Origin of the sequence: Sphingomicrobium lutaoense (genome assembly GCF_014195685.1) — a bacterium.
Taxonomy (GTDB): Bacteria; Pseudomonadota; Alphaproteobacteria; order Sphingomonadales; family Sphingomonadaceae; genus Sphingomicrobium; species Sphingomicrobium lutaoense.
Genome location: NZ_JACICF010000001.1, coordinates 118,308 through 145,183 on the forward strand (window position 1 = coordinate 118,308; position 26,876 = coordinate 145,183).

Here is a 26,876-nt window from a genome sequence, read left to right on the forward strand (position 1 = left end):
TGCAAAGCAGGGGCGATGGCGTCAACCCGCATCATGCCTCGTCCAAGCCTTTTGTGCAGTGCAACAAAACCCTTGAAACCCCATGCTGCATTTGCTATGTTGCGCTGCACAAACGAGGGAGACAGTGATGAGTGCTGAGAAAACCAATGGTGAAGCGGACACTGGCAAGGTGATCGAGACGCAGACGGTGGCGACAGCGGCACCCGCCAAGGCGATCAACGAAGAAGCGCCTGTCTCCGAAGCGACGACCGGGGCGGCCAAGAAGGTCAAGAAGGTCACGAAGAAGAAAAAGATTGCTGGCACCAAGGCGGCGAAGACCGCGGCAGCCAGCGCGAAGAAAGGAACGGATATGTTCAATTTTGACAGCAAGCAGTGGATGGCCAATTTCGAAATGCCGACCGCTGAAAAATTCGAAGCGCTGGTCGCCGAGACCAGCCGCAAGAACGAAGAACTGGTTCGCAAGACCCAAGCTGCGACCGAGGAATTCGCCGAGCTGGCCAAGGCCAACATCGAAGCGATCGTCGAAGCCGGCCGTATCGCCGCTCAGGGTGCCAAGACGATTGGCAGCGAACTGATCGAAGACGGCCGCGAAGGCTTGGAAAAGAATGCCGAAGCGGTGAAGGCCCTCACCGAAGTGAAGAGCCCGACCGAATTCTTCCAGCTCCAGAGCGACTGGATGCGTTCGAGCTTCGACCAGCTCGTTTCGGAAAGCTCCAAGCTCACCGAAAAGCTGATCAAGCTTTCGGGCGATGCTGCTCAGCCGGTGACCAGCCAGGCCAGCGTCAACGCCGAAAAGGTCAAGGGCATGATGGCCTAAGCCATCCGACCCTCGCGCGCCGGACAAGCGGCGCCGAAGAGCGGCCACCTCTCCCACATCGGGACAGGTGGCCGTTTCTTTTTCGCGACCAGGCGGAGCATCCAGTCTTGAAGCCCGTTACCGCCATGCCATATTTGGAGACGCAATGATTCTCGAGAGCATCTTGACCACGGCCGGTTCGGGCGAGCGCGATGACGATGCCGATTTCCAGACGGGCATCGCCACCAAGACGCGCCCCAAGACCAAGAAGCCCAGCAATTACAAGGTGCTGATGCTCAACGACGATTATACGCCGATGGAATTCGTCGTTCTCGTTCTCCAGCGCTATTTCGGCATGGGCACCGAGGATGCCACCCGCACCATGCTGCAGGTGCACCAGAAGGGCGTCGCCGTGTGCGGCGTCTTCACCTACGAAGTCGCCGAGACCAAGGTCAGCCAGGTCGTCGATTTCGCCCGGGAAAATCAGCACCCGCTGCAGTGCACGCTCGAAAAGGCCTGACGCCAGGCGTGCTCTCGCGGCCTTGCGCTGGCGGGGCAGGGCGTTAAAGCCGCTTCCATGGACTCGATCTGGATTCAAGGCGGCAAGCGGCTCGAAGGGAAAATCCCCATCTCGGGCGCGAAGAATGCCGTACTCACGCTCATCCCCTGCGCGCTTCTCACCGAGGAAAAGCTCACGCTCGGCAATCTGCCGCGTCTCGCGGACGTCGACAGCTTTTCCCACCTGATGAACGAATTGGGCGTGGCGACCGCCTTTGCCGGGCGCCGCTCGGGCCAGACCAGCCGCAAGATGACGCTCGATGCGAGCCATATCGACTCTACCGTCGCGCCCTACGAACTGGTGCGCAAGATGCGCGCTTCGATCCTCGTCCTCGGCCCCATGCTTGCACGCATGGGCGAAGCAACGGTCTCGTTGCCTGGCGGCTGTGCCATCGGCGACCGGCCGATCGACCTTCACCTGAAGGCCATCGAGGCGCTCGGTGCGGAGATCGAGCTGGCAGCAGGTTATGTAAAGGCAAGCGCGCCCAAGGGCCGTTTGCCCGGCGGCGATTATAGCTTCCCCGTCGTATCGGTGGGGGCGACCGAAAATGCCGTGATGGCGGCAACGCTGACCACGGGTCGAAGCCAGCTTTTCAACGCCGCGCGCGAACCCGAGATCGTCGATCTGTGCAACCTCCTCGTGGCCATGGGCGCGAAGATCGAGGGCATCGGGTCGAGCCATCTCATCATCGACGGCGTCGAGGCGCTTCACGGCACCGAATATGACGTGATGCCCGACCGGATCGAAGCGGGCAGCTATGCCTGCGCCGCGGGGATTACGGGCGGCTCGATCGAGCTGGTCGGCGCGCGCCCCTCCGAGATGCTGGCGACCACCAATGCGCTGGCGGCAGCGGGCCTCGTCACCGAATTCACCGCCGACGGCATCAAGGTCAGTGCGACAGGCAAGCTCAGGCCCATCGCCATTTCGACCGCGCCCTATCCGGGTTTCGCGACCGACATGCAGGCGCAGTTCATGGCGATGATGTGCATGGCCGACGGCGACAGCTATCTCGAGGAAACGATCTTCGAGAACCGCTATATGCACGTCCCCGAACTGCGGCGCATGGGCGCCGACATCGAGACGCGCGGGCGTAGCGCGATCGTGCGCGGCGTCGAGCGCCTGACAGGCGCCGAAGTGATGGCCACCGACCTTCGTGCCTCGATGAGCCTCGTCCTCGCCGGTCTTCGTGCCGAAGGCGAAACCGAGGTCCTGCGCGTCTATCACCTTGATCGCGGCTATGAGCGGCTCGAGGAAAAGCTGGCGGGCGTCGGCGCGACGATCGAGCGCCGCTCGAAAGGCTGATCCTCGGCTTAAAGGCCGATGACGTCGAGAGCATGGATCGCCATGCCGACCATGCCGCCCACCAGCGTTCCGTTGATGCGGATATATTGAAGGTCGCGGCCCACCGCGGCCTCGAGACGGTCGGTGATGGTGCGCGCATCCCAGTTGCGGATCGTGTCCGAGACAAGCTTGACCATCGACCCGCCATAGCTGGCCGCCATGCCGACCACGGCCCTACGCGCGAACTGGTTGATCGCGGCCTTCAAGCGCACATCCGATTCGAGCGTATGGCCCGCATCGGCGATCACCTTGCCCAGTTCGCCCGCCATCACCGCGTCAGGATTGCGCGCGCCCTTGATGATCGCGGCGCGGGCCTGCTGCCATAGGCCGTCGAGCCACAGCCCCACCGATTCATTCTCGATCAGCTGCTCTTTCCAGCGCTCGACCTTGGCGCGGGTCGCGGCATCGGTCTGGAGATCGTTTGCCAGCTTGGCCAGTTCCTGCTCGATGCGCGCCCGAACGGGGTGCCCCATGTCGCTTTCCATATCGACCGCCAGCTTGCGCAGCCCGTCGAGAATGGCATCGGCAAGCTTTTCGTCGAGCGAGGCAAGCCGCAGCACCCAGCTCACCCGTTCGCGGACCATTTCGCGGATCATGCTTTCATTGGCGTCGAGAGTGCGAGCCAGCCAGCGGATCGCGGCTTCGAGCAGCGGCAGATGGCGATCCTCGTTGATCGCCTGCGCCAGGGCCCGCCCGATGAGCGGGGCAACCTGCATTTCCTTCAGCCGCCTCGCCGTGGCCGACTTGACGATGCCCCCAAGGCGTTCGTCTCCGAGGCTTTCGGCGAGGTCGGCGATCAGGCGGCTGGCGCCCGCGCGGATGCGGCTTTCCTGCCCGCGTGGCGCCTTGAGGAACCGTCCCGCCGCTCCGGCAAGGTCGAGCCGGTGCATGCGCCGGGCAACCACCTGCGGTACGAGGAAATTGTCGCGAATGAAGTTGGCGAGCGTATCGCCGATCCGGTCCTTGTTGGTCGGAATGATGGCGGTATGCGGGATTGGCAGGCCGAGCGGATGGCGGAACAGCGCGGTCACCGCGAACCAGTCGGCAAGGCCCCCCACCATCGCGGCCTCGGCAAAAGCCTTGATCCAGCCAAGCGCGGGATAGACGGGCTCATAGGCGCGGGCAGTGAAAAAGGTGATCGCCATCACGACGAGAAGCCCCGTGGCGATGAGCTTCATTCCCCGCGCACCGGACTGCACGACCTGGAACTTGACGATGGCGGGTGCGGGTTGGGAAGTGGGAGCGTTCATCGCCCCCACCTTACCATTCCGATTGCATCTGTCACTCGGCAGGAAGCGGCGGCGGCCCTTCGTCGCCTTCGACCGGCGTGGGGTCGGCGCCTTCGGGCAGCAGCGGATGCTTGCTCGAATTGACGAACCCACCGAGCTTGCGCGCCAGCCATTTCTCGATATCGATCGCCAGCGAGAAGAAGGCCGGCACGAGGAGAAGCGTGAGCGCGGTCGAGAAGATGAGCCCGCCGATCACGGTATAGCCCATCGGCGCGCGCCACGATCCGTCGCCGTGTAGCGACAATGCGATGGGGATCATGCCCGCGACCATGGCGACGGTCGTCATCACGATCGGCTGGGCGCGCTTGTGACCCGCTTCCCAGATCGCTTCGTCCTTTTCCATCCCGCCATTCATCATCTCGAGCGCGAAATCGACCAGCAGGATCGAATTCTTCGCGACAATGCCGAGCAGCATGAGAAGACCGATGAACACCGGCAGCGAGACCGCCATTCCGGCCAGATGCAGCGCGATCGCCGCGCCGAGCGGGGCGAGGAGAAGCGATCCCATGTTGACGAAGGGGGCAAGGAAGCGCCGGTAGAGAAGCACGAGCACCGCGAACACCAGCATCACGCCCGAAAGCACGGCGATGATGAAATTCTGGATCAGCTCCTGCTGCCATTTTTCCGCGCCCAGGTTGAGGCGCTGGACCCCCTGGGGCATGTCCTGCACCGAAGGCAGTTCGTCGATGATCTTCCAAGCATCCGACGAAACCATCCCCGGCTGCAGGTCGGCACCGATCGAGATGCGCCGCATCTGATCGGTGCGCTGGATGGTCGTCGGCCCCGCGCCGAAGCCGATTTCGGCGACTGCCCGCAACGGCACCGCGCCGCCATTGGCCGTCGGCACCGGCAAGTTGGTCAGGGTGTCGAGATCGCGGCGCTCTTGTTCGGACAGGCTGACGCGGATGGGGATCTGCCGGTCCGAGAGCGAGAATTTCGCGCTGTTCTGGTCGATGTCGCCCAAGGTCGCGATACGGATGGTCTGTGACAGCGCTGCCGTGGTGACGCCAAGATCGGCGGCAAGATCGAAACGCGGCGTGACCGTGATTTCGGGACGGATATCATCGCCGAGCACGCGGGGAGCGATGAACTCGGGCCGTTTCGACATGTCGGCGGCGATCTTGTAGGCGGTTTCTTCAAGCAATTGCGGGTCCGAGGATCCCAGATAGAAGGTGAGCGCCTGGCCCGAACCGCCCGGTCCGCCGCCGCCCTGGCTCTGGAAATTGACCCGCGCATCGGCGATCCCCGCCAGCACCGGCGCCAGTTCGCGCTCGACCTCGGTCGAGCTCTTCTCGCGATCGTCGCGCAAGGTGACGTTGACATAGCCCGAATTGGTGAAGGTGCGTTCGAATACCGTCTCGACGTCCGGATGCTCCTTCACGAGCATCGCGGTCTCGTGGACCACTTCCTGCGTCTGCTCCAAGGTCGCGCCCGGGGGCATCGAGATGCGAACCGTCCGCGTGTCGAGATCGAGGTCGGGCTGGAACTGGCTCGGCAGCGCGGCGAACAGTACCACCGTCAGAACGAGCGTCGCGATCCCGCCGAGCACCGCTGCCCAGCGATGCTTGAGCGTCCAGTTGAGGACGCCGAGATAACGCTGCATCCACGGACCCGAGGCATGCTCGCTCTCGCCCTTCGCGCGGAGGAAATAGGCCGCCATCAACGGTGTGATCATGCGCGCGACGAGCAGCGAGACCACCACGGCAAGCACCACAGTGTAGCCGAAATTCTTGAAGAACTGGCCCGAGATGCCGGGCATCAGCGCGACCGGCAGGAAGACCGCGACGATCGACATGGTGGTGGCGACCACCGCGAGGCCAATCTCGTCGGCGGCGTCGATCGAGGCCTGGTAGGCGGTTTTGCCCATGCGCATGTGCCGGACGATATTCTCGATCTCCACGATCGCGTCATCGACGAGCACCCCCGCGACCAGCGCAAGCGCGAGTAGCGACAGGAAATTAAGGTTGATGGACATGAGATCCATGAACCAGAAGGCGGGGATCGCCGAGAGCGGAATGGCGACCGCCGCGATGATCGTGGCGCGGAAATCGCGCAGGAACAGGAACACCACCAGCACCGCCAGCAATGCGCCTTCGATCAGCGCCTGCATCGAACTGTTATACTGGCCCTTGGTATATTCGACGCTGTTGTTGATTTCGGTGAAGGAGACACGCGGGTCCTCTTCCTCGATCTTGCGCAGCTCTTCCCAGGCCTGGTCATAGACGGTGATGTCGCTCGCACCCTTGGCGCGGTTGAAGCTGAAGACCACCACTTCCTGGCCGTTCATGCGGGCAAGGCTGGTCTGTTCGGAAGCCGCATCGCGAACCGTCGCGATATCGCGCAGGCGCACCACGCGCCCGCCGCCCACGGCGATCTGCGTGTTGCCCAGTTCGGCAGCGGTTTCGGCATTGCCCAGCACGCGAACCGACTGGCGCGATCCCGCAATCTCGGTCAGGCCACCCGCGGCATTGAGGTTGGTCTGGCGGAGCTGGGCATTGACCTGTGCGGCGGTGATGCCCTGCGCCTGGAGGGCCTGCGGATCGAGGATGACGCGGATTTCGCGATCGACACCGCCGAAGCGGCTGACTTCGGCCAGCCCTTCGAGGCCCAGGAGGCGGCGGCTGACGGTATCATCGACATACCAGGACAATTCCTCGAGCGTCATGTCGGTGGTGTTGATCGCAATGAAGCTGAGGCTGTCGCCGGTGATGTCGATCCGGTTGACGCGGGGCTCGAGGATACCGGCCGGAAGGTCGCCGCGGATCTGCGCGACCGCGTCGCGCACATCGTTGACCGCGCGGTCGGTCGGCGTGCCGATCTCGAACTGGACGAAGGTGTTGGAAGTGCCTTCGTTCACGCTGGAATTGATCTCGTCCACGCCATCGACGCTGCGCAGGGCCGCCTCGACCCGCTGGGTGATCTGGTTTTCCATCTCCTCGGGCGCGGCACCCGGCTGGATGATCGACACATTGGCCGCGGGGAAATCGATATCGGGATTATCGGTGACTTCCATCGTGAAGAAGGAAATCAGCCCGGCGATCGTGAGCGCCGCGAATAGGACGATCGGCGGGACCGGGTTCCGGATGCTCCAGGCGGAGATGTTGCGGAAGTTCATCGACTATTCCTCGCGCGCGGCCTGCCGGCGGGGCGAAACCTTCTGCCCGGGGGTCAGGAAGCTGCCGGCACGGGCCACGATGGCTTCGCTGCCGTCGATGCCCGAAGCGATGGTAACGCCGCGATCATCCACCGTTCCGACGCGCACGTCGCGCCGCTCGACCTCATTGTCGCCATTGACGATATAGACATAATTGCCCCGCGCATCGGCAAGCACTGCCGACTGGGGAAGCAGTGGCGCATTGGTCACGCCGCTTTCGATAAGCGCTTCGGCAAAGCCACCGGGCCGGATTGCCCGGTCGTAGGGAATGGCGATGCGTACTTCGCCCTGGCGCGATTGCGGATCGATGATCGGCGAAATCTGCCAGATGCGTCCCTGGATGCGCCGGTCGGTTCCGGTGGGAATGACCGTCGCCGGAAGCCCGACCGAAAGCCCCGTCAAATCCTGCTGCGACAGGCGGGCGCGCAGTTCCATTTCCCCGCCCCGCGCCATGCGGAACAGCTGCGGCGTCCCGGCGGATACGACCTGCCCGACCTCGACATTGCGATCGAGGATGAGGCCCGAAGTCGGCGCGCGCACATCAAGCTGCCCGATTTGTGCATTGGTCGCGGCCAGTTGGGCACGGGCCACGCCGACACGCGCCACCGCGGCGTCATAAGCAGCCTGCTTGCGGTCGATATCGGCCTTGGAGACGAAGCCGCGCTCGACGAGCTGCGCGGCGCGATCGAGTTCGTTCCTGGCAAGATCGGCATCGGCCTGCGCCGCGGCAAGCGATGCGCGCAGCTGCGCCGCCTGCTGGGCTTGGACCGAACGGTCGATGGAGGCGAGAAGCTGTCCCTGGCGGACCCAATCGCCGGCATCGACGAGAACCTGCGTTACGCGGCCGCCCTGTCCGGCGATACCGACCGGCTGGTCGCGCCGCGCCGCGAGCGTACCCGAAGCGGTCAGCGTGCGGGCCACTTCGCTGCGTCCGGGCACGATCACCGTCACGGTCTGCGCTTGCTGGGCATCGCCTTCTGCAGCAGCGGCCGGGGCATTTTCTCCGCCGTCGCCCATGAACATCGCCGCAGCCACCAGCGCCACGATGACGAGGATCACGCCGACGATGATCGCCATCCGCCGCTTGGAGCGCGTCGGCGAGGCGGGGTCGTCGATCGCGCGACGTTTGGTGAAACTGCTGAACCGGTTCATGCTCATCTTTCCCTGATGCCCCGCTTTTCGGTCCCCCCAAGGGACAGGTCGGGAACTGTATTAAATCAATAAGTCACCACAAGCAACAAAAAGGCCCCGCACGAAGGTAGCGCCATCGCTATTCGACCAACGGCCTTGTGGGACCCTGCCAGCGGGCAAGGCCGCCTCGCAACTTGTCAGCGCCAAGGCGCGTTCACTATGTCTGGTCGTGCGCTTGGGTGCGCCATGAATGAAGGGGGAAGCCATGGTCGAAAGTTACGGTTTTTTCGGGTGGATCATCGTCGGGCTGCTGGCGGGCGGACTGGCCAAGCTGTTGATGCCGGGCAAGGATCCGGGGGGCTGCGTCATCACCATCCTGCTGGGCATCGCGGGTGCCTTCCTCGCCGGCTATGTCGGCCATCTCATCGGTTGGTATGAAACCGGCGAAGCGGCGGGCTTCCTAGCGGCGGTCGTCGGCTCCTTCGTCATCCTGCTTGCCTATCGCCTGTTCATCCGCAATCGCTGATTCAGCCCGCGCTCAGCTAGTGCCGAGCAAGTTCGTGAAAGTTGAAGGCAAGAAGAGGAAAATGCGCATGCGTAAGTTGAACCTTGTGCTCGCCGGCATAGGCGCGCTCGCTCCCCTGCTATGGACAATGCCTGCCACCGCGCAGGGCAGTCCGGTGGTGCAGACCGCGCCGGGTACCACGCGGCTCGAACTCAGCGTTACGGGCGAGGCCGTTCGCGTACCCGATATCGCAATTGTGAGCGCGGGCGTGCAGACCCGTGCGGCGACCGCGAACGGGGCGATCTCGGCGAACCGCAATCGCATGGCCAAGGTGATCGACGCGCTCAAGGCGGCAGGCGTTGCGGAGCGCGACATGCACACCTCCTCGGTCTCCCTGTCCGCCGATTATGATTATAGCGAGCGCGAGGCGCCGAGGCTGACGGGCTATCGCGCCAGCAACATGGTCACGGTGCGCTTCCACGACATTGCTTCGACCGGCAAGATCCTCGATGCGCTGGTGTCGGCGGGGGCCAACCAGATCAACGGGCCCAGCCTTGAAATCGACGACCGTGCGGGCGCGCTCGATGAAGCGCGGCTCGATGCGCTGAAGAAAGGTCAGGAGCGCGCCCAGCTATACGCCCGCGCATTGGGCAAGAACGGTGCTCGGCTGGTGATGGTCAGCGAGGGCGGCGGCGGAAACATGCCGCCCATGCCGATGGCGATGCGGGCGGAAAGCATGGACCAGGCCGCATCGACGCAGATCCTGCCCGGCGAACAGCAGGTCAACATGACGCTGCAAATGCTGTTCGAGCTTCAATAAGGCAAAAAGAAAGGCCGCATCCGGGCTGGGATGCGGCCTTCTTTTTTTGGATTGTGCCCGATCCTTAGCGAACGCGTCCGCGGCGGATCATGTTGACGATACCCAGGAGCACCACGGCGCCGACAAGCGACACGAGGATGCTGCGGATGGTGATGCCATCACCGATCGAACCGCCGGAAACGACGAGGCCGGCGAGGAAGGCGCCGACGATGCCAACGACGATATTGAGCAGGATGCCCTGCTGCGCATCGGTCTTCATGATGATGCTGGCGAGCCAGCCGATCAGACCGCCGACAACAAGATAAATGATGAAACCCATGATGTTCTCCTGTTTAGTCGTCGCCCCCAGTGCGACGTATGGGCATCAAGCGCGTGATGCCCGGATATTGTTCCGGATAGCTGGGCTAAAGTCCAGTAGGTTGCGATCCCGAAACGAAGCCGGCCCCGCTTTCCCGGAGTAGGAAAGCGGGGCCGGTGTCATCTGGCTGGAGAGGGCAGGGGCCTTAGTAGCGCTGCTGCCGCTCATATTGGTCGCGGTAATGCTTGAGGCGGGTGACGCGAAGGCCCGGCATGCCCGAACGGTCGACCGCACGCTGCCAGGAGGTGAACTCCTCGAGGCTGAGCGAATAGCGTTCGCACGCTTCGTCGACGGTCATCAGGCCGCCGGCAACCGCTGCCACCACCTCGGCCTTGCGGCGCACGACCCAGCGAGTCGTGGTGGCCGGCGGAAGCGATTCCAGCGTCAGCGGCTCCCCGAGGGGGCCGACGACTTGTGCGGGGCGAATGTCCTGGTTCTCAAGCATCACAATCCTCAATCAAATCTTCACTGCGTTCGATGAGCCCATTTAGCCTTCACCCGTTGAACAAATTCCAACGGGGGAGGGTTAATGTCGCAGTTAAATATCCTTGTCTTTCGTTAACCCTGTCCCGGCAAAGGCGCCGCCCAGCGCCTCTCCGCGATCCTCTCCGGAAAGAAAGCGCGCCAGAGCGGCACAGCGGCTGCCCTGCACGGGCCCCCGTTCTCCGCTTGCCAGCGCCCTGATGACTTCGGCCATGTCGAAATGGGTTTCGGCTGCCGGTTCGAAATCCTTCTGGTGATGCGCCAAGGCGAATCCCCCTTCCCTGTTCTCTCGTGGAATTGACTCTATGCGAACAGGGTGAATTTCCGGTAAAGACGCGTCCCATCATGTCCCCGAACTTCGATCTTCCCGGTGCGCCCGAGACGGCGCGTATTGTCGTTGCCATGTCCGGCGGCGTGGATTCGAGCGTCGTCGCGGCGCTTGCCGCGCGCACCGGCGCCGAGGTCATCGGCGTTACGCTGCAGCTTTACGACCATGGCGAAGCGATCCAGCGCAGCGGCTCGTGCTGCGCGGGGCAGGACATCTATGATGCCAAGATGGTATGCGACCGCCTGGGGATCGCCCATTATGTCCTCGATTACGAGAGCCGTTTCCGCGAAGGGGTGATCGACCGCTTCGCCGACGAATATGCGATGGGGCGCACGCCCGTCCCGTGCAGCAAGTGCAACCAGGGCGTGAAATTCGTCGATCTCATCGGCTTTGCCCGCGAATTGGGGGCGACCTGCCTGGCGACCGGCCATTATGTGCGCCGCGTGCGAGGGCAGGATGGCAAGGTCCAGATGTGGAAGGGCCGTGACCCGCGCCGCGACCAGAGCTATTTCCTCTACGGCACCACTGCCGATCAGCTGGAATTCCTGCGTTTCCCGCTGGGCGACCTGCCCAAGGACGAAGTGCGTCGCCTTGCCGAGGCCGAGGGCCTCGAAGTCGCGGGCAAGCCCGACAGCCAGGACATCTGCTTCGTCCCCGACGGCGACTATGCCTCGCTGGTCAAGAAGCTGCGCCCCGCGACCGCCGCGCCCGGCGAGATCGTGAGCCTGTCGGGTGAAGTGCTTGGCCGGCACGAAGGTGTCGTCCATTTCACCATCGGGCAGCGCCGCGGGCTTGAAATCGGCGGACAGGCCGAACCGCTCTACGTCGTCAGGATCGAACCCGACACGCGCCGCGTGGTGGTCGGCCCGCGCCGCGCGCTCGCAGTCAGCGCGGCAACGGTCGAGGAAGTCAACTGGCTTGCCGAGGACCAGCGTCAGCTGAGCGCCAAGGTGCGCAGCCTCGCTCCGCCGGTTCCCGCCACATGGGACGGAACGCAGTTGCGCTTCGACCGCCTCGAATATGGCGTGGCGCCCGGCCAGTCGGCGGTCTTCTATGATGGTGAAAGGCTGTTGGGCGGCGGCACGATCGCCGCGACCCAGCCCGCCGAACTCGAACCCGCCTGACGGCGGGGCGGGAGCTAGAGCAGGAAGCGGCCCTCGATCACGGTGCGGCACCGGCCCGATAGAGCGAGCCGGTCACCCGAAAGCTGGCAATCGAGCTGCCCGCCCCGCGCGCTTGCCTGGAAGGCGCTGAACCGGTCGGATCCCAACCTCTTCGCCCAATAGGGGGCCATCGCGGCATGGGCCGCGCCGGTGACGGGGTCCTCGTCGATCCCGAATCCCGGGGCGAACACCCGGCTGGCGACATCGCAGCCTGTCCCCGGCGCGGTGACGATAATCAGTTGGGGCACTTCGCGCAGCCGTCCGAAATCGGGGCGGCAGGCGCGCACCTGCGCTTCGTCATCGAGGACGATCAAGAGCGCGTCCTCGGCGCTGGTCGCCAGCAGCGTTTCGGCGGGCTCGACCCCGAGTGCGGTCACGATGTCGGGCATTCGGTGGGGATTTGTCGCGCGGGCGGCGGGCAGGTCGAGAAGCAGTCGATCCCCGCGCCGCTCGACCGACAATTGGCCCGAGCGGGTGGCGAAGGTGACGCGCTCCGAATCGCCGATCACCACATGGCCCGAGGCGATGGTTGCATGGCCGCACAGGTCGACTTCGCAGCCCGGGGTGAACCAGCGCAGGTCATAGTCGCTGGGACCGTCGGAGGGGCGGAGGAAAGCGGTTTCGGACAGGTTATTCTCGACCGCGATGGCCTGCAGCACCTCATCCTCGAGCCAGTCGTCGAGGAGCATGACCGCGGCAGGATTGCCGGTCAGCGGCCGGTCGTCGACGGTGAAGGCATCGACCTGGGTGAAGGGAATGTTCATTCGGGGGTCGTATCCTGTCCGGGCTCCTCCAGCCCCTTGGGATCGGGGTGGATGAGCACTTCGGTGCCCGGAAACTGGGCACTGATCTCGGCCTCGATCTCGTCCATCACGCGATGGGCCTGCTCGACCGTCATCTTGGGATCGAGCCAGATGTGGAATTGCGCGAAATCGACGCCGCCCGAGGTGCGGGTCCTCAATTCGTGGATACCCTGCATCTCGGGATGCGCCTTCACCATTTCGAGGAAGCGGTCGCGTTTTTCGTCATCCCATTCCCGGTCCATCAGCTGGTCGATAGCATGGCTGGCGCCGCGCCAGCCGCCGTAGAGCAGCCACAGCGCGATCGCGATGCCGAAGATGGGATCGGCGAGGCCAAACCCCAGCCACTGGTCAAGGACGAGCGCGGCGATGACCGACAGGTTGAGGAACAGGTCGGACTGGTAATGGACATGGTCGGTCATGATCGCGACCGATCCGGTGCGCCGGATCACGCTGCGCTGGTAAAGGAGCAGGCCCAGCGTCGCCGCGATCGCCAGCACCGACACGCCCACGCCCAGCTCGAGCCCCTCGGTCCGCGTGCCGCTACCGAGCCGGTCGATGGCGCGCCAGGCGATCCCGATCGCGCTGACCGAGATGAGGACGACTTGGAAAAGGGCGGCAAGCGCTTCGGCCTTGCCATGGCCGAAGCGATGTTCCTCGTCGGCGGGCATGGCGGCGTAGCGCACGCCGAAAAAGGTGATCAGGCTGGCGATGAGGTCGAGTGCGGTGTCGGCGAGGCTGCCGAGCATCGCGATCGAGCCGGTTTCGATGCTCGCCCAGGCCTTGAGACCGATCAGGAAAATGGCGACCGTGATGCTCGCGATCGCTGCGCGGGCGGTGAGGCGGGCACGGATGTCGAGATGTTCCTGCGGGTCGCGGAGCGCTTCGTTCATGGGTAAAGCAGGGTCCGTGTCCAGCTGCCCTCGTCCGTGCGGGTGAAGAGCTGGCGATGATGCATCCGGTCCTGCGTTCCTTCCCAGAATTCGATCGACAGAGGCTTGACCGCATAGCCGCTCCAATGCGGTGGGCGGGGAAGGTCGCGGCCCGCATATTCCTCGTCGAGCGCCGCGATCCTTTCGTCGAAGACCGCGCGGTCGGCCATCGGGCGGCTCTGTTTCGATGCCGAGGCCGCGAGTTGCTTGGCGCGGCCCCGGCTGGCGAAATAGGCATCGGCCTCCTCGTCGGAAACCGGCCGGACCGGGCCCTCGATGCGGACCTGTCGATAGAGCGATTTCCAATGGAAGCAGAGCGCAGCCTGCGGATTGACGCTGAGTTCGAGGCCCTTGCGGCTCAAGAGATTGGTGTAGAAGACGAAGCCTTCGGGGCCATGCGCTTTCAGGAGCACCATCCGAACCGAGGGGCGGCCATTTCCATCGCTGGTGGCGAGTGCCATGGCATCGGGGTCGCTGGGCTCGCCCGCCTTCGCCTTGGCGTACCATTCGTCGAATAAGGCCAGTGGATCCATGGAGTGTGGCCTATCGGGCAGCGCGGGCCGAGGCAAGCGTCGCCATGAAACCCCTCTGGCCTTTACGCATTGGGTGGGGTTAGAGGAGTCTTATGGACCTATATCAGCAATTGGGTTTGAAACGCGGGGCAAGCGAAGCCGAGATCAAGAAGGCCTATCGCAGTCTGGCCAAGCAGCTTCATCCCGACCGGAACAAGGACAATCCCAAGGCCGCGGACCGTTTCGGCAAGGTCACGCAGGCCTATGACATCCTGTCCGACAAGGACAAGCGCGCCCGATACGACCGCGGCGAGATCGACGAGGAAGGCAATCCGCGCTCGCCCTTCGGCGCAGGCTTTGGGGGAGGCGGCAGCCCCTTCGGTTCGCGCCCCGGCGGGGCCGGCCAGCGCCCGCCCGGCGGCGGGTTCGATCCGGGCGGGATGGACCCCGATCTATCCGACCTCTTCGAAGGATTGTTCGGCGGAGGCGGTCCGGCCGGGGGTGCTTCGGCGCGGCGCGGGGGCTTCCGCAGCCGTCCGCCCAAGGGTGCCGACCTTGCCTTCCGCCTGACCGTTCCCTTCGAGGATGCAGCGCGCCGCGAACCCCAGCGCGTGAAGCTGGGTGCCGGCAAGACGATCGACATGAAGCTGCCTGCCGGGGTCGAGGACGGGACCAAGATCCGTCTCGCCGGGCAGGGACAGGAAGGCCCGGGAGGCAAGGGCGATGCGATCGTCACCATCCATGTCCGCAAGCATCCCTTCTTCGAACGGGACGGGCATCATATCCGGCTCGACCTGCCGGTGACGATCAAGGAAGCGGTCGAAGGTGCCAAGGTGCGCGTGCCGACGGTCGATGGCCCGGTGCGCATGACCATCCCCAAGGGATCCTCCTCGGGCACCACGCTGCGCCTCAAGGAAAAGGGCTTTACCGCCAAGAACGGGGTGCGCGGCGACCAGCTCGTCCGCCTCGAGGTGCAGGTCCCCAAGGATGATCCGGCGCTCCAGAAATTCGTCGAGAATTGGGACGCGCCGGGGGATGTGCGGGCCAAGCTCGGGGTCTGATGAGCGGGCGTTCGCCACAATCCCCCGAGGCGAGGCGCAAGCGGCTCGCGGCCCTGCACGCGCGCTTCGGCCGGGAAGCGATTGCCAAGCTGCGCGACAGCGACCGTCCCGCCGAAGTCGCCAAGCGCGTTGCGATCGGCGTCTATAACGACGGCTTCATCCATGCCGGGAACCTCGCCTACATCTCGCTTCTCGCGCTCTTTCCCTTCATCATCCTCGCGACCGCGGTAGCGACCCTCATCGGCCGCGGCGGCGACAGCGAAGCGGCGATCTTCACCATCCTTTCCCAATTGCCGCCCAATGTCGCCGAAGTGCTGGCCGAGCCCTTGCTGGAGGTGTCGTCGGGGCGCACCGGCCCGCTTCTATGGTTCGGTGCGCTGATCGGGATGTGGACCGCCGCAAGCTTCATCGAGACCATTCGCGAAATCCTTCGCCGCGCCTATGGCATGCAATATTCGGCACCATTCTGGGAATATCGGCTCGCCTCGATCGGGTTGATCGTGGGGTCGGTCTTCCTGTTGATGATCGCCTTTGCCAGTGCGGTGACGCTGTCGAGCCTCCAGCACCTGGTGAATGTCTATCTGCCGATCTCGCAGAATATCGGGGCGGCGCTCGGGCTGGCGCGGATCATTCCCGCGCTCACCCTGTTCGGGACGATCTACGCGATCATCTTCGCGCTGACGCCGCTGCGCTATCGCAAGCGCGGGTGCCGCAAATGGCCCGGCGTGCTGCTGATCACCATCTGGTGGCTACTGACGGTCGAGCTGCTTCCCAACGCGATCGGAGCGTTCGGGGGATATGGGCGCACCTATGGCAGTCTTGCGGGCGTGATGATCACGCTCATCTTCTTCTACATCATCGGCTTTGGCGTGGTGATCGGCGCCGAACTCAACGCGGCACTGGCCGATGCGGGGGATAGCGCGCTAAAGGGCGAAAAATATGAGGGGCCCTATTCGGACGAACTCGAGGTCGAGGACCCGGGCGAGGACGAAGAGGACCAAGAGTAAGAAGGGATTGGCATGACGGGGATCATGAAGGGCAAACGCGGGCTCATCATGGGGTTGGCGAACAACAAGTCGCTGGCCTGGGGGATTTCGAAGAAGCTGGCGGCCGAGGGGGCGGAACTCGCCTTTTCCTACATGGGCGATGCGCTGGAGAAGCGGGTGCGCCCGCTCGCCGAGGAATTGGGAAGCGACTTCCTCATCGAGTGCGACGTGTCGGACATGGACAATCTCGACCGGGCGTTCGAGACCTTGAAGGAGCGGTGGGAGACGATCGACTTCGTGGTGCATGCGATCGGCTTTTCGGACAAGAACGAGCTGCGCGGCAAATATGTCGATACCAGCCTCGAGAACTTCCTGATGACGATGAATGTCTCGGCCTACAGCTTCGTCGCGGTGGCGCGGCGGGCGCGCGAGATGATGGGGCCGGGCGGGTCGCTCGTCACGCTGACCTACTATGGCGCCGAGAAGGTCATTCCGCATTACAATGTCATGGGAGTCGCCAAGGCGGCGCTGGAGACGAGCACGCGATATCTGGCGGCGGATCTCGGGCCCGAGGGGATTCGCGTGAATGCCATCAGCGCGGGGCCGATCAAGACGCTGGCGGCTTCGGGGATTGGCGACTTCCGCTACATCCTCAAGTGGAACGAGCTCAATTCGCCGCTGCGGCGCAATGTCACCATCGATGATGTGGGCGGGGCGGGGCTTTATTTCTGCTCCGATCTTTCCGCCGGGGTGACGGGCGAAGTGCATCATGTCGATGCGGGCTACCATGTCGTCGGCATGAAGGCCGAGGATGCCCCCGATATCGCCCTCGACTGAGGTCCGGCTGGCGCGGGCGGAGGATCGCGAAGCGATCGACCATGTCCTGCGAGCCGCCTTCGAGGCGCCTGACGAGGCGCGGCTGGTCGAGAAGCTTGAAGACGCCGGAGATGCGGCGGTGTCGCTTGTGGCCGAGCAGGACGGAGCGGTGGTCGGTCATGTCCTTCTCAGCCGCATGCAGGCGAGCGCCGACGGCAGGCCGGTGACGGCGATGGCGGTCGGCCCGCTGGCGGTGCTGCCCGATCGGCAGCGTCGGGGCGTGGGCGAGCGGCTGATGAAGGCAGCGATCATGGCGGCGCGCCAGCTCGAGGTCGAGATCCTCTTCCTGCTTGGCGAGCCCGACTATTATGCGCGGTTCGGATTTTCATGCCGCGCAGCCCAGGCCTTCGAAAGTCCTTACGGCGGCCCTTATTGGCAGGCGCTGGCGATCGACGAACGGCTGGCCGACGCGCACTCCGGCACGGCGGTCCATGCGCCCGCTTTCGCCATGTTCGAGCAGTGAAGACGCGCCTTGCCCGCTGGGCGAAGGCGATGCGGCACGGCGTCCTCATCGCCTGGCTGGCCGCGCGCGATCCGCGCACGCCCTTGTTCGCCAAGTTGATCGCGGGCCTGACGGCTGCCTATGCGCTCAGCCCCATCGACCTCATCCCCGACTTCATTCCGATCTTCGGATTGCTCGACGACCTGTTGCTGGTTCCGGCGGGGATCTGGCTGGCGCTGCTTCTCATCCCCGATGAACTGGTCGCCGACCTGCGCGCCAAGGCAGAGCAGCAGGCGAGGGCGCCTGCCAGCATGGTCGGCCTTGCGATCATCGTGACGATCTGGGCAGGCGCGGCCTTCGCGGCGTGGCGCCTGCTTGCCTAGGGCTTGCGCGTCCCGATCAGCGTTCCCTTTTCGCCGCCCTTCCAAAGGGTGAAGTCGATTTCGGGATGTCGAGCGCGCCAGCGGCGGGCGATCATCCGTTCGCCAGGCCGGTTGGCATCGTCGAGAAGGATCGTCGCGCCCGGGTTGAGCTGAGCGAAATGCGTTTCGGCTGCTCCGCGCGTCATCGGGTGCAGGGTCCAATGCGGTCCGTCGATCACCATCAGGTCGATATTCTCGATCGGCCCGGTATCGTAAAATAGCCCGGGCCAGCCGCCCGGCGCGGGACGCAGCGGAGCATGGCGGATATCGGCTTCCAGCCCGTGCTGGCGCAGCCATTGGCCGGTCTTTTCGACGAAAGTCACATGCTGGTCGAAGCTGGTGAGTGTGCCGCCGCCGGCTATCTGAAGCGCCCGCGACATGACCAGCGAAGAGGCCCCGCAGCCGAACTCGATCACTCTCCCTGGCTTCTTTTCGAAGATGGTGTCGACGATCATGTGCAGGAGACCCGTATCGGCTTTCCACGAACCGAGGTGGGGCAGGGCATCGTGGGGCAGATCGAGCCGTTCGAGCAGGCGACGCTTTTCCGATTTCGAGCCGCCGCGTAGCGATTTCAGGAGAAAGGGCGCGGTGAAAGGCGCGAACAGGGCAACCATCGCCCGGTCCTTCCAGCCGACGCGCGCATCGACATCCTTGGGGAGGAATCCGGTCGGCTCGCGAGAAGTCATGAGGTGAAGGGGTCGGAGACCAGGATCGTGTCGTCGCGCTGGGGGCTCGTGGAAACGAGCGCCACCGGGCAGCGGATCAATTCCTCGATACGGCGCACATATTTGATCGCGCGCGCCGGAAGCTCGGCCCAGCTGCGCGCTCCGGCGGTGGTGCCTTCCCAACCCGCCATTTCCTCGTAAATCGGTTCGACCCGCTCCTGGTCGCGCAGATTGGGCGGGAGATAATCATATTCCATGTCGCCGATACGATAGCCGACGCAGATCTTGACCGTTTCCATCCCGTCGAGAACGTCGATCTTGGTGAGCGCGATGCCGGTGACGCCCGAGACCGCGACCGATTGGCGCACCAGCACGGCATCGAACCAGCCGCAGCGGCGCTGGCGTCCGGTCACGGTGCCGAATTCATGGCCGCGCGTCCCGAGCCGCTGGCCGACCTCATTGTCCTGTTCGGTGGGGAAGGGGCCGGCGCCGACGCGCGTCGTATAGGCCTTGACGATCCCCAGCACGAAGCCTGCCGCGCCCGGCCCCATTCCGCTTCCTGCGCCGGTGGTCCCGGCGACGGTGTTGGACGAAGTGACGAAGGGATAGGTGCCATGGTCGACGTCGAGGAGGACGCCCTGCGCGCCTTCGAAAAGGATGCGCCGGCCGCGCCGGCGCGCGGTGTCGAGGTCGCGCCACACGGGCCGAGCGAAGGGCAATACGAAATCGGCAATTTCGCGCAAATCGTCGAGAAGGCGCTGGCGGTCCACCTTGGGCTTGCCGAAGCCCGCGCGCAGATGATCATGATGCGCGCACAGACGGTCGATCTGACCCTCGAGCTCGCCCAGATGCGCGAGGTCGCAGACGCGGATCGCACGGCGTCCGACCTTGTCCTCATAGGCGGGGCCGATGCCGCGGCGAGTGGTGCCGATCTTTCCCTTGCCCGAGGCATCTTCGCGCAGCGCGTCGAGATCGCGGTGAATGGGAAGGATGAGCGGCGCGGTCTCGGCGATCCACAGAAGCTCGGGTGTGATGTCCACGCCCTGCCCGCGCAATTTCTCGACTTCGGCCTTGAGCGCCCAGGGATCGAGCACCACGCCGTTGCCGATGACGCTGGGCGTACCGGTGACGATGCCCGAGGGCAGCAGCGAGAGCTTGTAGACCTTGTCACCGACGACGAGTGTATGGCCGGCATTGTGGCCGCCCTGGAAACGGACGACCAGATCGGCCCGGTTCGCTAGCCAGTCGACGATCTTGCCCTTGCCCTCGTCGCCCCATTGCGCGCCGATAACGGTGACATTTCCCATGGTTGCCAAGCTCCCGGATGTGGTCCGTCCCGCGCCTAGGCGGAACCATGGCCTTCGTCCAGCACTTCCATGGCCAACAGGAGAGAAGAATGACCGACCAGCCAATGATCGAGCTCAACGATGGCCGCACGATGCCGCAACTGGGTTTCGGCACCTACAAGATCGACAATCGCGAGGCTGCGAATGCGGTCCGCACGGCAATCGAAGTGGGCTATCGGCTGGTCGACACGGCTTCGATCTATCGCAACGAGCAAGGCGTCGGCGAAGGGATGACCGAAGGCGTCTGGCTGACCACCAAGGTATGGAATGACGACCAAGGCCGCCGCGAAGCGCCGCGTGCCCTGGAGGCCAGCCTCGAGCGATTGGGCCGGAGCCATGTCGACCTGTTGCTCATTCATTGGCCCTGTCCCGACAAGCGCCGATATCTCGAGACGTGGCAGGCGCTCATCGCGCTGCGCGACGAAGGGCTGGCCAGGTCGATCGGGGTATCCAACTTCATGCCCGAGCAGATCGAGGAACTGGTGCGCGAAACCGGCGTGGTCCCCGCAGTCAACCAGGTCGAGTGCCATCCCCGTTTCCAGCAGCGCGAGTTGCGCGCGCTACACGAGCGATATTGCATCGTGACGCAAAGCTGGTCACCGCTCGGACAGGGCGGCGGACTGGAGGAGGAGACGGTCCAGGCCATCGCGCGGGAGGCCGACCAGTCGCCCGCCGCGGTGCTTCTGCGCTGGCACGTCCAGAAGGGCCTCGCGCCCATCCCGAAGGCGTCGAGCCAAGCGCATATGGAGGAAAATTTCTCCTGCCTGTCCTTCACGCTCGACGCGGGGCAGATGGCGCGGCTCGACGCGCTCGACAGCGAGGACGGCCGCGTCGGGCCGCATCCCGCCAATTTCTGCTGAAGCGGTCTAGAATCGCAGGGCGACGACTTCGCGTACGCCTTCGAGCTCGCACAGCCGGCGGATCGTTTCGCGGCTCGCGGGGCTGTCGATCGCGATCAGCGCCACCGCCGCGCCGCCCACCTTGCGCCGTCCGAGGTTGAAGGTCGCGATATTGATGTCGGCCTTGCCGAGAGTCGTGCCCAGCGCCCCGATGAAGCCCGGTGCGTCGGTGTTGACGATATAGAGCATCGGGCCGGTCAGCTCGGCCTCGATCCCCACGCCGAAGATATGGACGAGGCGCGGATTGTTATGCCCGAACAGGGTACCCGCGACACTGCGCGGGCCATCGGGAGTGCGTGCGGTGACGCGCACGAGCGTGTGATAGTCGCCTTCATGGCTGTGGCGCACCTCGGACACGTCGAGCCCGCGATCCTTGGCGAGCAAGGGAGCGTTGACCATGTTCACGCTGTCCGAATAGCTGCCCATGAGGCCCGCGAGCACCGCGCCGGTAATCGGTTTGATATTGAGTTCGGCGGCATCGCCTTCGACCTCGACCGCGATCGATTCGATCTGTTCGCCCAGGGTCTGGCCGACCAGTTTACCGAGACTTTCGGCAAGCCCCATATAGGGCTTCACGCGCGGCGCTTCCTCGGCGGTGAGCGAAGGCATGTTGATCGCATTGGTAACCGCGCCCGACAGAAGGAAATCGCTCATCTGTTCGGCGACCTGGATCGCGACATTGACCTGCGCCTCGGTGGTCGAAGCCCCGAGATGCGGTGTCGAAATGAAACCCGGCGTCCCGAACAACGGGCTTTCATGCGCGGGTTCATTCTCGAACACGTCAAGCGCCGCGCCCGCGACCTTTCCGCTGTCGAGCGCCTCTTTCAGGGCCGCTTCGTCGATCAGGCCGCCGCGCGCGCAATTGATGATCCGCACGCCCGTCTTGGCCTTGGCGAGCGCATCTGCATCGAGAATGCCACGGGTCTGGTCGGTGAGCGGAGTGTGCAGGGTGATGAAGTCGGCACGCGCGAGCAGGCTGTCGAGATCGACTTTCTCGACGCCAAGTTCGAGCGCGCGTTCGGGAGTGAGGAAGGGGTCGTAGGCGATCACCTTCATCTTCAGGCCCAGAGCGCGGCTAGCGACGATCGAGCCGATGTTGCCCGCTCCGATGAGTCCGAGCGTCTTGCCGGTTAGCTCTACCCCCATGAATTTCGACTTTTCCCATTTGCCGGCCTGCGTCGAGGCGTCGGCGGCGGGAAGCTGACGGGCCAGCGCGAACATCATCGCAATGGCATGCTCGGCGGTGGTAATCGAATTGCCGAAGGGCGTGTTCATCACCACGATGCCGTGCTGCGAGGCGGCGGCGATGTCGATATTGTCCACCCCGATCCCGGCGCGTCCGATGACCTTGAGATTGTCGGCATGTTCGAGGAGGGCGGGGGTGACCCTGGTCGCGGAGCGCACTGCCAGCCCGTCATATTCGCCGATCACCCGGGCCAGTTCGTCGGGGCTCATGCCCGGCAGTTCATCGACCTCGAGCCCGCGTTCGCGGAAGATCTCGGCGGCGCGCGGATCCATCTTGTCGGAAATGAGGATCTTCACGCGCTTTTCTCCCAGGCATAGTCGAGCCATGGCCCGAGGGCCTCGATATCGGCGGTTTCGACGGTCGCTCCGCACCAGATGCGGAGGCCCGGCGGTGCGTCGCGATAGCCGCCGATGTCATAGGCGACCTCTTCTTCCTCGAGCAGCGCGGTCATGCGCTTGATCCGCTCCTGGTCTGCGCCTTCGAGCGTCAGGCAGACCCCCGTGCGCGAGCGGATCGCGGGGTCGGGGCACAGGTGATGCAGCCAGTCGCGCTCCTCGACGAGACGGTCAACCGCCTCGGCATTGGCGGTGCAGCGCTCGATCATGCCATCGAGGCCGCCGATCGACTGCGCCCATTCGAGCGAATGGATGGCATCCTCGACGCAGAGCATCGAGGGAGTGTTGATGGTCGAGCCTTCGAAAATCTCCTCCATGAGCTTGCCCTTCTTGGTGAGGCGGAAGAGCTTGGGAAGGGGGCGGTCGGGGGTGTGGCTTTCGAGGCGCTCGACGGCACGCGGACCGAGGATCAGGACGCCATGCGCGGCTTCTCCACCCAGCACTTTCTGCCAGGAAAAGGTGGCGACATCGATCTTGTCCCAGGGAAGCTTGTGCGCGAACACCGCGCTCGTCGCGTCGACGAAGCTCAGGCCCTGGCGGTGGCCCGGGATCCAGTCGCCGTTCGGCACGCGAACCCCGCTGGTGGTGCCATTCCAGGTGAAAAGAACATCGTGGTGCCAGCCGACCTTTTTCAAATTGGGAAGCTCGCCATAGGGGGCTTCCATCACATGGGTGTCGAGGCCCAGTTGCTCGATCGCGTCATTGACCCAGCCCTTGCCGAAGCTTTCCCATGCGAGCGCGGTGACGGGGCGGGCGCCGAGCATCGTCCACATCGCCATTTCGAAGGCGCCGGTGTCCGAGCCCGGAACGATGCCGAGGCGATGGGTGTCGGGAAGTTCGAGCGTTTCGCGCATCAGGTCGATGCAGCGCTGGAGGCGCGCCTTGCCGATCTTCGAGCGGTGGGACCGGCCGAGGCTTGCGGTGTCCAGTCTGGAAGCTTCCCAGCCCGGCGGCTTGGCGCAAGGGCCGGATGAAAAATAGGGTCGTGCAGGACGCACGGCAGGTGGTTTCGTCATAATGTCCCCTCATCGAGAGGCGCGCCGCGTTGGGGCGGCGTGGCCCAAGGATCTTCTACGTCAGCTAGGGGACGCATGACAGACTGAATCGATGCCTCGGGCCCGTGAAAAATTCGCGCCTTTCCGCGATTATTCATTTACTAAACGTTAAACGCTTAACCTGAATCAAGAAAATCCTGCATTTCATCGCTTCGTCGCCGCAGTTCGTCCCTAATGGTGGAACGATCAGTTGAATTCCTTAACCTTTCGGGCACAGCTTACCCCTCGCGACTTCAAGGGGCACTGACTAGGTCGCGTTTCGGGAGGATGGGGATCCTCGAAATTGGGAATATTTAGTTGGGCCGCAGCCCGAATAGGCGAAGCGGTCGAACTAATAAGAGCGGGTAGAGGCATGATGTTGATTTCGGCCATGAGGAAAATTCTGCGTGATCGCGAGCTGGTGGTTCGCGATGGAACCGCGCTCAAGATCGTGCGCATTCCGGTCGCCGTGCAGATGGCTGTCATTGCCGTGCTGCTCTTTCTGACCGCCTGGTCGAGCTATGCCGCTGCCCGTATTGCCACCGCCGAATCGGCGGTGATTTCTTATCAGCAGCACGAGCGCGCCGAACTGGCCCGCATCGCCGAGCGCCAGAAGGCGCTTGCCGCGCTGGGGGCGCAGCTTCTCGAAGAACGTTACCAGGCCAAGCTGGCCGAGCTCGAAGCGCTGGGCGTCGATGTCGCCGTGGGCGGTCCGTTCGAAGCCGCCGGTGAAGGCGATGCCACCTTCCGCGAACTCTTCTCCAACTGGAAGAAGCTCGACAATCTGCACAATGGTGCGATTGCCGTGCCTTCGGACAAGCCGGTCAAGGCCGCCAGCCTGACCTCCTCCTTCGGCACCCGCACCGACCCGTTCAAGGGTCGCCGCGCCATGCATGGCGGCATCGATCTTGCCGGTCCGGTGGGTACGCCCATCTATGCCACGGCCGACGGCGTGGTGATCCGCGCGGGCTATAACCGCGGCGGCTACGGCAACCTCGTCGAGATCGACCATGGCAACGGCATCGTGACGCGTTACGCCCACATGTCGAAAATCCTCACCAAGAAAGGCGATCGCATCGATCGCGGCCAGCAGATCGGCGCGATGGGGTCGACCGGCCGCTCGACGGGCAGCCATCTCCACTATGAAGTCCGGATCGACGGCAAGCCGGTCAATCCCATTCCCTTCATGAAGTCGACCGACTATCTCGTCGCGATGCAGCAGCAGAACGACCAGGCCATGGAAGACATCGGTCTGGGCGGCGGCGGGCGCTAAGTCCCCCACAACCCCGAGCGGGGCGCTTGCCCACCGGGAATGCAGTCCCTATCTCGATGGCGTGACTGACATCATCCTTACTCCCAACGCGGCGCGACGCGTCGCCAAGATCGCCGAGAAGCAGGGCGCCGACGCGGTGCTGCGCCTGTCGGTCGATGGCGGTGGTTGCGCGGGTTTCACCTACAAGTTCGAACTGGGCGCTCCCGAAGAAGGCGATACCGTGGCGGAGGCCGAAGGCGTCAAGCTGGTGGTCGATCCGGTGAGCATGGACCTCGTTCGCGGCTCGGCGGTTGATTTCGTCGAAAATCTCGGCGGCGCCAGTTTCCAGGTCACAAATCCCAATGCCGCAAGCGGGTGCGGCTGCGGATCGAGCTTCTCGATCTGATGGTCAATATCGTCAGCTTCAACATCAACGGGCTGCGCGCGCGTCTCCCCCGCCTGCTTGAATTTCTCGAACGCGAGAAGCCGGACATCGTCTGCCTCCAGGAATTGAAGGGCGAGCCCGATGCCTTGCCCACCGACCAGGTGGAGGCAGCCGGATACAAGGCGCTCTGGCATGGGCAGAAGGGTTTCAACGGGGTCGCCTTCCTGTCGCGCGGCGACGGCGATCTCAAGCTGCGGCGCGCCGGCCTGCCTGACGATCCGGCGCCCGAGCAGGCGCGCTATATCGAGGCCGAGGCGCACGGCCTGATTGTCGCGAGCATCTATCTGCCCAACGGCAATCCGGTGGGCAGCGAGAAATTCGGTTACAAGCTCGAATGGATGGCGCGGCTCGAACAGCATGCGGCCGCGCTCCTGGCCGAGGAACGACCCGTGGTGCTGGCGGGTGATTACAATGTCATTCCTGAAGACCGCGACACCTTTTCGGTCAAGGCCATGGCCCATGACGCATTGATGCAGCCCGAAAGCCGGGCGGCGCTACGGCGCATTGTCCACCAGGGCTGGACCGATGCCTTGCGGCAGGTCCATCCGGACGATGACAGGCTTTATACCTTCTGGGATTACCAGGCCGCGGCCTGGCCGCGCGATGCGGGATTCCGCATCGACCATTTCCTCCTCTCGCCGCAGGCAGCGGACCGGCTTGCCGGGGCGGGCGTCCACAAATGGGCGCGCGGGGAGGAAAAGGCCTCCGACCACGCGCCCGTCTGGCTACAACTGCACGACGCCTAGCCGCCGATGACATAGCCTCCATTGGGATGGAGGACCTGTCCGGTCATATAGCTGGAATCCTCGCATGCCAGGAACAGAAAGCTGGGCGCCACTTCATTGGGCTGCCCGGGCCGCCCCATCGGAGTATCCTTTCCGAAATCGGGAATTTCCTCGGGCGGCTTGCCGCCGAAGGGATTGAGCGGGGTCCAGATCGGTCCCGGGGCCACGGCATTCACGCGAATGCCGTCCTTGGCGAGATTTTGCGAAAGCGAGCGTGTGAAGGCAGTGATCGCGCCCTTTGTCGAGCTATAGTCGAGAAGGTCGGACGAGCCCTTGTACATGGTCACCGAGGTGCAATTGACGATCGCCGAGCCCTTCTTGAGATGGGGACGAACCGCCTGGCTGAGGAAGAACATCGAATAGATGTTCGTCTGGAAGGTTCGCTTGAGCTGCTCCTCGCTGATGTCGCGGATGTCCTTGTCGGGATGCTGCTCCCCGGCATTGTTGACGAGCACGTCGATGCCCCCGAACCGGTCGGCGACCTTCTTCGCCACATCCTCGCAATTGGACTTGGTGCCAAGGTCGGTGGCGATGGCGAAGGCCTCGGCGCCTTCGGCCTTGCACGCCTCGACGGTCTTCTCGGCATCCTCATGTTCGCAAAGATAGACGATCGCGACCTTCGCGCCTTCGCGAGCGAACAGCACCGCGGTCGCTCGGCCGATGCCGCTGTCGCCGCCCGTGACGATGGCCACCTTGTCCTTGAGGCGGCCCGCCCCCGGGTAGCGGGGTTTCCATTTGGGCTGCGGGGACAATTTGGCTTCCTCGCCTGGCAGGCGATCTTCGTGGATCATCGGTTCGGCGGTGTCGGACATGACGCAAAACTCCTTTCGCCCCACGAACGCGGGGCGAAG

At 64.3% G+C, this 26,876-nt stretch carries 29 protein-coding genes; 15 read left to right on the forward strand and 14 right to left on the reverse strand.

What is annotated here, in order from left to right; genetic code table 11:
- The first annotated feature begins 127 nt into the window (after positions 1-127).
- The 3 genes from FHS50_RS00590 (at position 128) to murA (ending at position 2,657) form a co-directional block, all read left to right on the forward strand.
- On the forward strand, positions 128-817 hold the full coding sequence (locus FHS50_RS00590) for a phasin family protein (RefSeq protein WP_183932419.1): 690 nt from the start codon (positions 128-130) through the stop codon (positions 815-817).
- A 145-nt stretch (positions 818-962) separates the two neighbouring features.
- Positions 963-1,316 (forward strand): ATP-dependent Clp protease adapter ClpS, encoded by a 354-nt coding sequence (gene clpS, locus FHS50_RS00595; RefSeq protein ID WP_183932420.1) that lies wholly within the window; start codon positions 963-965, stop codon positions 1,314-1,316.
- Positions 1,317-1,373: 57 nt separating this feature from the next.
- On the forward strand, positions 1,374-2,657 hold the full coding sequence (gene murA, locus FHS50_RS00600; protein ID WP_183932421.1) for a UDP-N-acetylglucosamine 1-carboxyvinyltransferase: 1,284 nt from the start codon (positions 1,374-1,376) through the stop codon (positions 2,655-2,657).
- A gap of 8 nt (positions 2,658-2,665) precedes the next feature.
- Here murA and FHS50_RS00605 read toward each other — a convergent pair whose 3' ends face one another.
- The 3 genes from FHS50_RS00605 to FHS50_RS00615 all read right to left on the reverse strand — a co-directional run bounded on the left by FHS50_RS00605 (position 2,666) and on the right by FHS50_RS00615 (position 8,297).
- Positions 2,666-3,874 (reverse strand): DUF445 domain-containing protein, encoded by a 1,209-nt coding sequence (locus FHS50_RS00605; protein ID WP_183933825.1) that lies wholly within the window; start codon positions 3,872-3,874, stop codon positions 2,666-2,668.
- Positions 3,875-3,977: 103 nt separating this feature from the next.
- Positions 3,978-7,100 carry an efflux RND transporter permease subunit gene (locus tag FHS50_RS00610; protein ID WP_183932422.1) on the reverse strand — a complete coding sequence of 1,041 codons (3,123 nt, stop codon included), beginning with the start codon at positions 7,098-7,100 and terminating at the stop codon, positions 3,978-3,980.
- Between the two features lie 3 nt (positions 7,101-7,103).
- Positions 7,104-8,297 carry an efflux RND transporter periplasmic adaptor subunit gene (locus tag FHS50_RS00615; RefSeq protein WP_407696045.1) on the reverse strand — a complete coding sequence of 398 codons (1,194 nt, stop codon included), beginning with the start codon at positions 8,295-8,297 and terminating at the stop codon, positions 7,104-7,106.
- 238 nt (positions 8,298-8,535) lie between these two features.
- Between FHS50_RS00615 and FHS50_RS00620 the strand changes: the two genes are divergently transcribed.
- Positions 8,536-8,796, forward strand: coding sequence for a GlsB/YeaQ/YmgE family stress response membrane protein (locus FHS50_RS00620; RefSeq protein ID WP_183932424.1), 261 nt, complete (start codon positions 8,536-8,538; stop codon positions 8,794-8,796).
- A gap of 67 nt (positions 8,797-8,863) precedes the next feature.
- Entirely contained in the window at positions 8,864-9,595 is a 732-nt protein-coding gene (locus tag FHS50_RS00625; protein ID WP_221184811.1) for an SIMPL domain-containing protein, read from the forward strand.
- A gap of 64 nt (positions 9,596-9,659) precedes the next feature.
- On the opposite strand, the gene FHS50_RS00630 is transcribed toward FHS50_RS00625, so the two are convergent.
- The 3 genes from FHS50_RS00630 to FHS50_RS00640 all read right to left on the reverse strand — a co-directional run bounded on the left by FHS50_RS00630 (position 9,660) and on the right by FHS50_RS00640 (position 10,701).
- The gene (locus tag FHS50_RS00630; protein ID WP_183932426.1) at positions 9,660-9,914 is read right to left on the reverse strand and encodes a GlsB/YeaQ/YmgE family stress response membrane protein; all 255 of its coding nucleotides are present in this window, start codon (positions 9,912-9,914) and stop codon (positions 9,660-9,662) included.
- Between the two features lie 184 nt (positions 9,915-10,098).
- The gene (sciP, locus tag FHS50_RS00635) at positions 10,099-10,398 is read right to left on the reverse strand and encodes a CtrA inhibitor SciP (RefSeq protein WP_183932427.1); all 300 of its coding nucleotides are present in this window, start codon (positions 10,396-10,398) and stop codon (positions 10,099-10,101) included.
- Between the two features lie 93 nt (positions 10,399-10,491).
- Entirely contained in the window at positions 10,492-10,701 is a 210-nt protein-coding gene (locus FHS50_RS00640) for a hypothetical protein (protein WP_183932428.1), read from the reverse strand.
- Positions 10,702-10,781: 80 nt separating this feature from the next.
- Here FHS50_RS00640 and mnmA point away from each other — a divergent pair, with 80 nt between their 5' ends.
- The gene (gene mnmA / locus FHS50_RS00645) at positions 10,782-11,888 is read left to right on the forward strand and encodes a tRNA 2-thiouridine(34) synthase MnmA (protein WP_183932429.1); all 1,107 of its coding nucleotides are present in this window, start codon (positions 10,782-10,784) and stop codon (positions 11,886-11,888) included.
- A gap of 14 nt (positions 11,889-11,902) precedes the next feature.
- Here the strand turns inward: mnmA and FHS50_RS00650 are convergent, their stop codons facing one another.
- The 3 genes from FHS50_RS00650 to pdxH are packed head-to-tail and all read right to left on the reverse strand — an operon-like array spanning position 11,903 to position 14,192.
- A complete protein-coding gene (locus FHS50_RS00650; RefSeq protein ID WP_183932430.1) occupies positions 11,903-12,691 on the reverse strand; it encodes a PhzF family phenazine biosynthesis protein in 789 nt (262 codons plus the stop codon).
- Complete coding sequence (locus FHS50_RS00655; RefSeq protein WP_183932431.1) at positions 12,688-13,620, reverse strand: cation diffusion facilitator family transporter; 933 nt, start codon at positions 13,618-13,620, stop codon at positions 12,688-12,690. Before FHS50_RS00655 ends, FHS50_RS00650 begins: the two co-directional genes overlap by 4 nt.
- A complete protein-coding gene (pdxH, locus tag FHS50_RS00660; protein ID WP_183932432.1) occupies positions 13,617-14,192 on the reverse strand; it encodes a pyridoxamine 5'-phosphate oxidase in 576 nt (191 codons plus the stop codon). Before pdxH ends, FHS50_RS00655 begins: the two co-directional genes overlap by 4 nt.
- A gap of 92 nt (positions 14,193-14,284) precedes the next feature.
- Between pdxH and FHS50_RS00665 the strand changes: the two genes are divergently transcribed.
- From FHS50_RS00665 to FHS50_RS00685, 5 genes are read left to right on the forward strand one after another with little or no spacing between them, the layout of a single operon-like run.
- Positions 14,285-15,232 (forward strand): DnaJ C-terminal domain-containing protein, encoded by a 948-nt coding sequence (locus FHS50_RS00665; RefSeq protein ID WP_183932433.1) that lies wholly within the window; start codon positions 14,285-14,287, stop codon positions 15,230-15,232.
- Positions 15,232-16,239 carry a YihY/virulence factor BrkB family protein gene (locus FHS50_RS00670; RefSeq protein WP_183932434.1) on the forward strand — a complete coding sequence of 336 codons (1,008 nt, stop codon included), beginning with the start codon at positions 15,232-15,234 and terminating at the stop codon, positions 16,237-16,239. The genes FHS50_RS00665 and FHS50_RS00670 overlap by 1 nt, the downstream gene beginning before the upstream one ends.
- Before the next feature lie 12 nt (positions 16,240-16,251).
- Entirely contained in the window at positions 16,252-17,055 is an 804-nt protein-coding gene (gene fabI / locus FHS50_RS00675) for an enoyl-ACP reductase FabI (protein WP_183932435.1), read from the forward strand.
- Entirely contained in the window at positions 17,030-17,557 is a 528-nt protein-coding gene (locus FHS50_RS00680; RefSeq protein WP_183932436.1) for a GNAT family N-acetyltransferase, read from the forward strand. Before fabI ends, FHS50_RS00680 begins: the two co-directional genes overlap by 26 nt.
- Entirely contained in the window at positions 17,554-17,919 is a 366-nt protein-coding gene (locus FHS50_RS00685) for a YkvA family protein (protein WP_322597105.1), read from the forward strand. The genes FHS50_RS00680 and FHS50_RS00685 overlap by 4 nt, the downstream gene beginning before the upstream one ends.
- Here the strand turns inward: FHS50_RS00685 and FHS50_RS00690 are convergent.
- Both FHS50_RS00690 and FHS50_RS00695 read right to left on the reverse strand, forming a co-directional pair.
- Entirely contained in the window at positions 17,916-18,644 is a 729-nt protein-coding gene (locus tag FHS50_RS00690; RefSeq protein WP_183932437.1) for a class I SAM-dependent methyltransferase, read from the reverse strand. The two genes, FHS50_RS00685 and FHS50_RS00690, sit on opposite strands and share 4 nt — an antisense overlap.
- Positions 18,641-19,930: an adenylosuccinate synthase gene (locus FHS50_RS00695; RefSeq protein ID WP_183932438.1), complete on the reverse strand. Its 1,290-nt coding sequence runs from the start codon at positions 19,928-19,930 to the stop codon at positions 18,641-18,643. Before FHS50_RS00695 ends, FHS50_RS00690 begins: the two co-directional genes overlap by 4 nt.
- Positions 19,931-20,019: 89 nt before the next feature.
- Here FHS50_RS00695 and FHS50_RS00700 point away from each other — a divergent pair, with 89 nt between their 5' ends.
- Positions 20,020-20,829, forward strand: a complete 810-nt coding sequence (locus FHS50_RS00700) for an aldo/keto reductase (protein ID WP_183932439.1) — start codon at positions 20,020-20,022, stop codon at positions 20,827-20,829.
- A gap of 6 nt (positions 20,830-20,835) precedes the next feature.
- On the opposite strand, the gene serA is transcribed toward FHS50_RS00700, so the two are convergent.
- Positions 20,836-22,440, reverse strand: coding sequence for a phosphoglycerate dehydrogenase (gene serA, locus FHS50_RS00705; protein ID WP_183932440.1), 1,605 nt, complete (start codon positions 22,438-22,440; stop codon positions 20,836-20,838).
- Positions 22,407-23,525: a phosphoserine transaminase gene (locus tag FHS50_RS00710; RefSeq protein ID WP_183932441.1), complete on the reverse strand. Its 1,119-nt coding sequence runs from the start codon at positions 23,523-23,525 to the stop codon at positions 22,407-22,409. The genes serA and FHS50_RS00710 overlap by 34 nt, the downstream gene beginning before the upstream one ends.
- 409 nt (positions 23,526-23,934) lie before the next feature.
- Here FHS50_RS00710 and FHS50_RS00715 point away from each other — a divergent pair, with 409 nt between their 5' ends.
- The 3 genes from FHS50_RS00715 to xth all read left to right on the forward strand — a co-directional run bounded on the left by FHS50_RS00715 (position 23,935) and on the right by xth (position 25,986).
- Positions 23,935-24,816, forward strand: coding sequence for a M23 family metallopeptidase (locus tag FHS50_RS00715; RefSeq protein WP_246332897.1), 882 nt, complete (start codon positions 23,935-23,937; stop codon positions 24,814-24,816).
- A gap of 61 nt (positions 24,817-24,877) precedes the next feature.
- Positions 24,878-25,201 carry a HesB/IscA family protein gene (locus tag FHS50_RS00720; protein ID WP_183932443.1) on the forward strand — a complete coding sequence of 108 codons (324 nt, stop codon included), beginning with the start codon at positions 24,878-24,880 and terminating at the stop codon, positions 25,199-25,201.
- The gene (gene xth, locus FHS50_RS00725) at positions 25,201-25,986 is read left to right on the forward strand and encodes an exodeoxyribonuclease III (protein WP_183933827.1); all 786 of its coding nucleotides are present in this window, start codon (positions 25,201-25,203) and stop codon (positions 25,984-25,986) included. The genes FHS50_RS00720 and xth overlap by 1 nt, the downstream gene beginning before the upstream one ends.
- Here the strand turns inward: xth and FHS50_RS00730 are convergent.
- On the reverse strand, positions 25,983-26,837 hold the full coding sequence (locus tag FHS50_RS00730) for an SDR family oxidoreductase (protein WP_183932444.1): 855 nt from the start codon (positions 26,835-26,837) through the stop codon (positions 25,983-25,985). The genes xth and FHS50_RS00730 overlap by 4 nt on opposite strands.
- Positions 26,838-26,876: the final 39 nt, after the last annotated feature.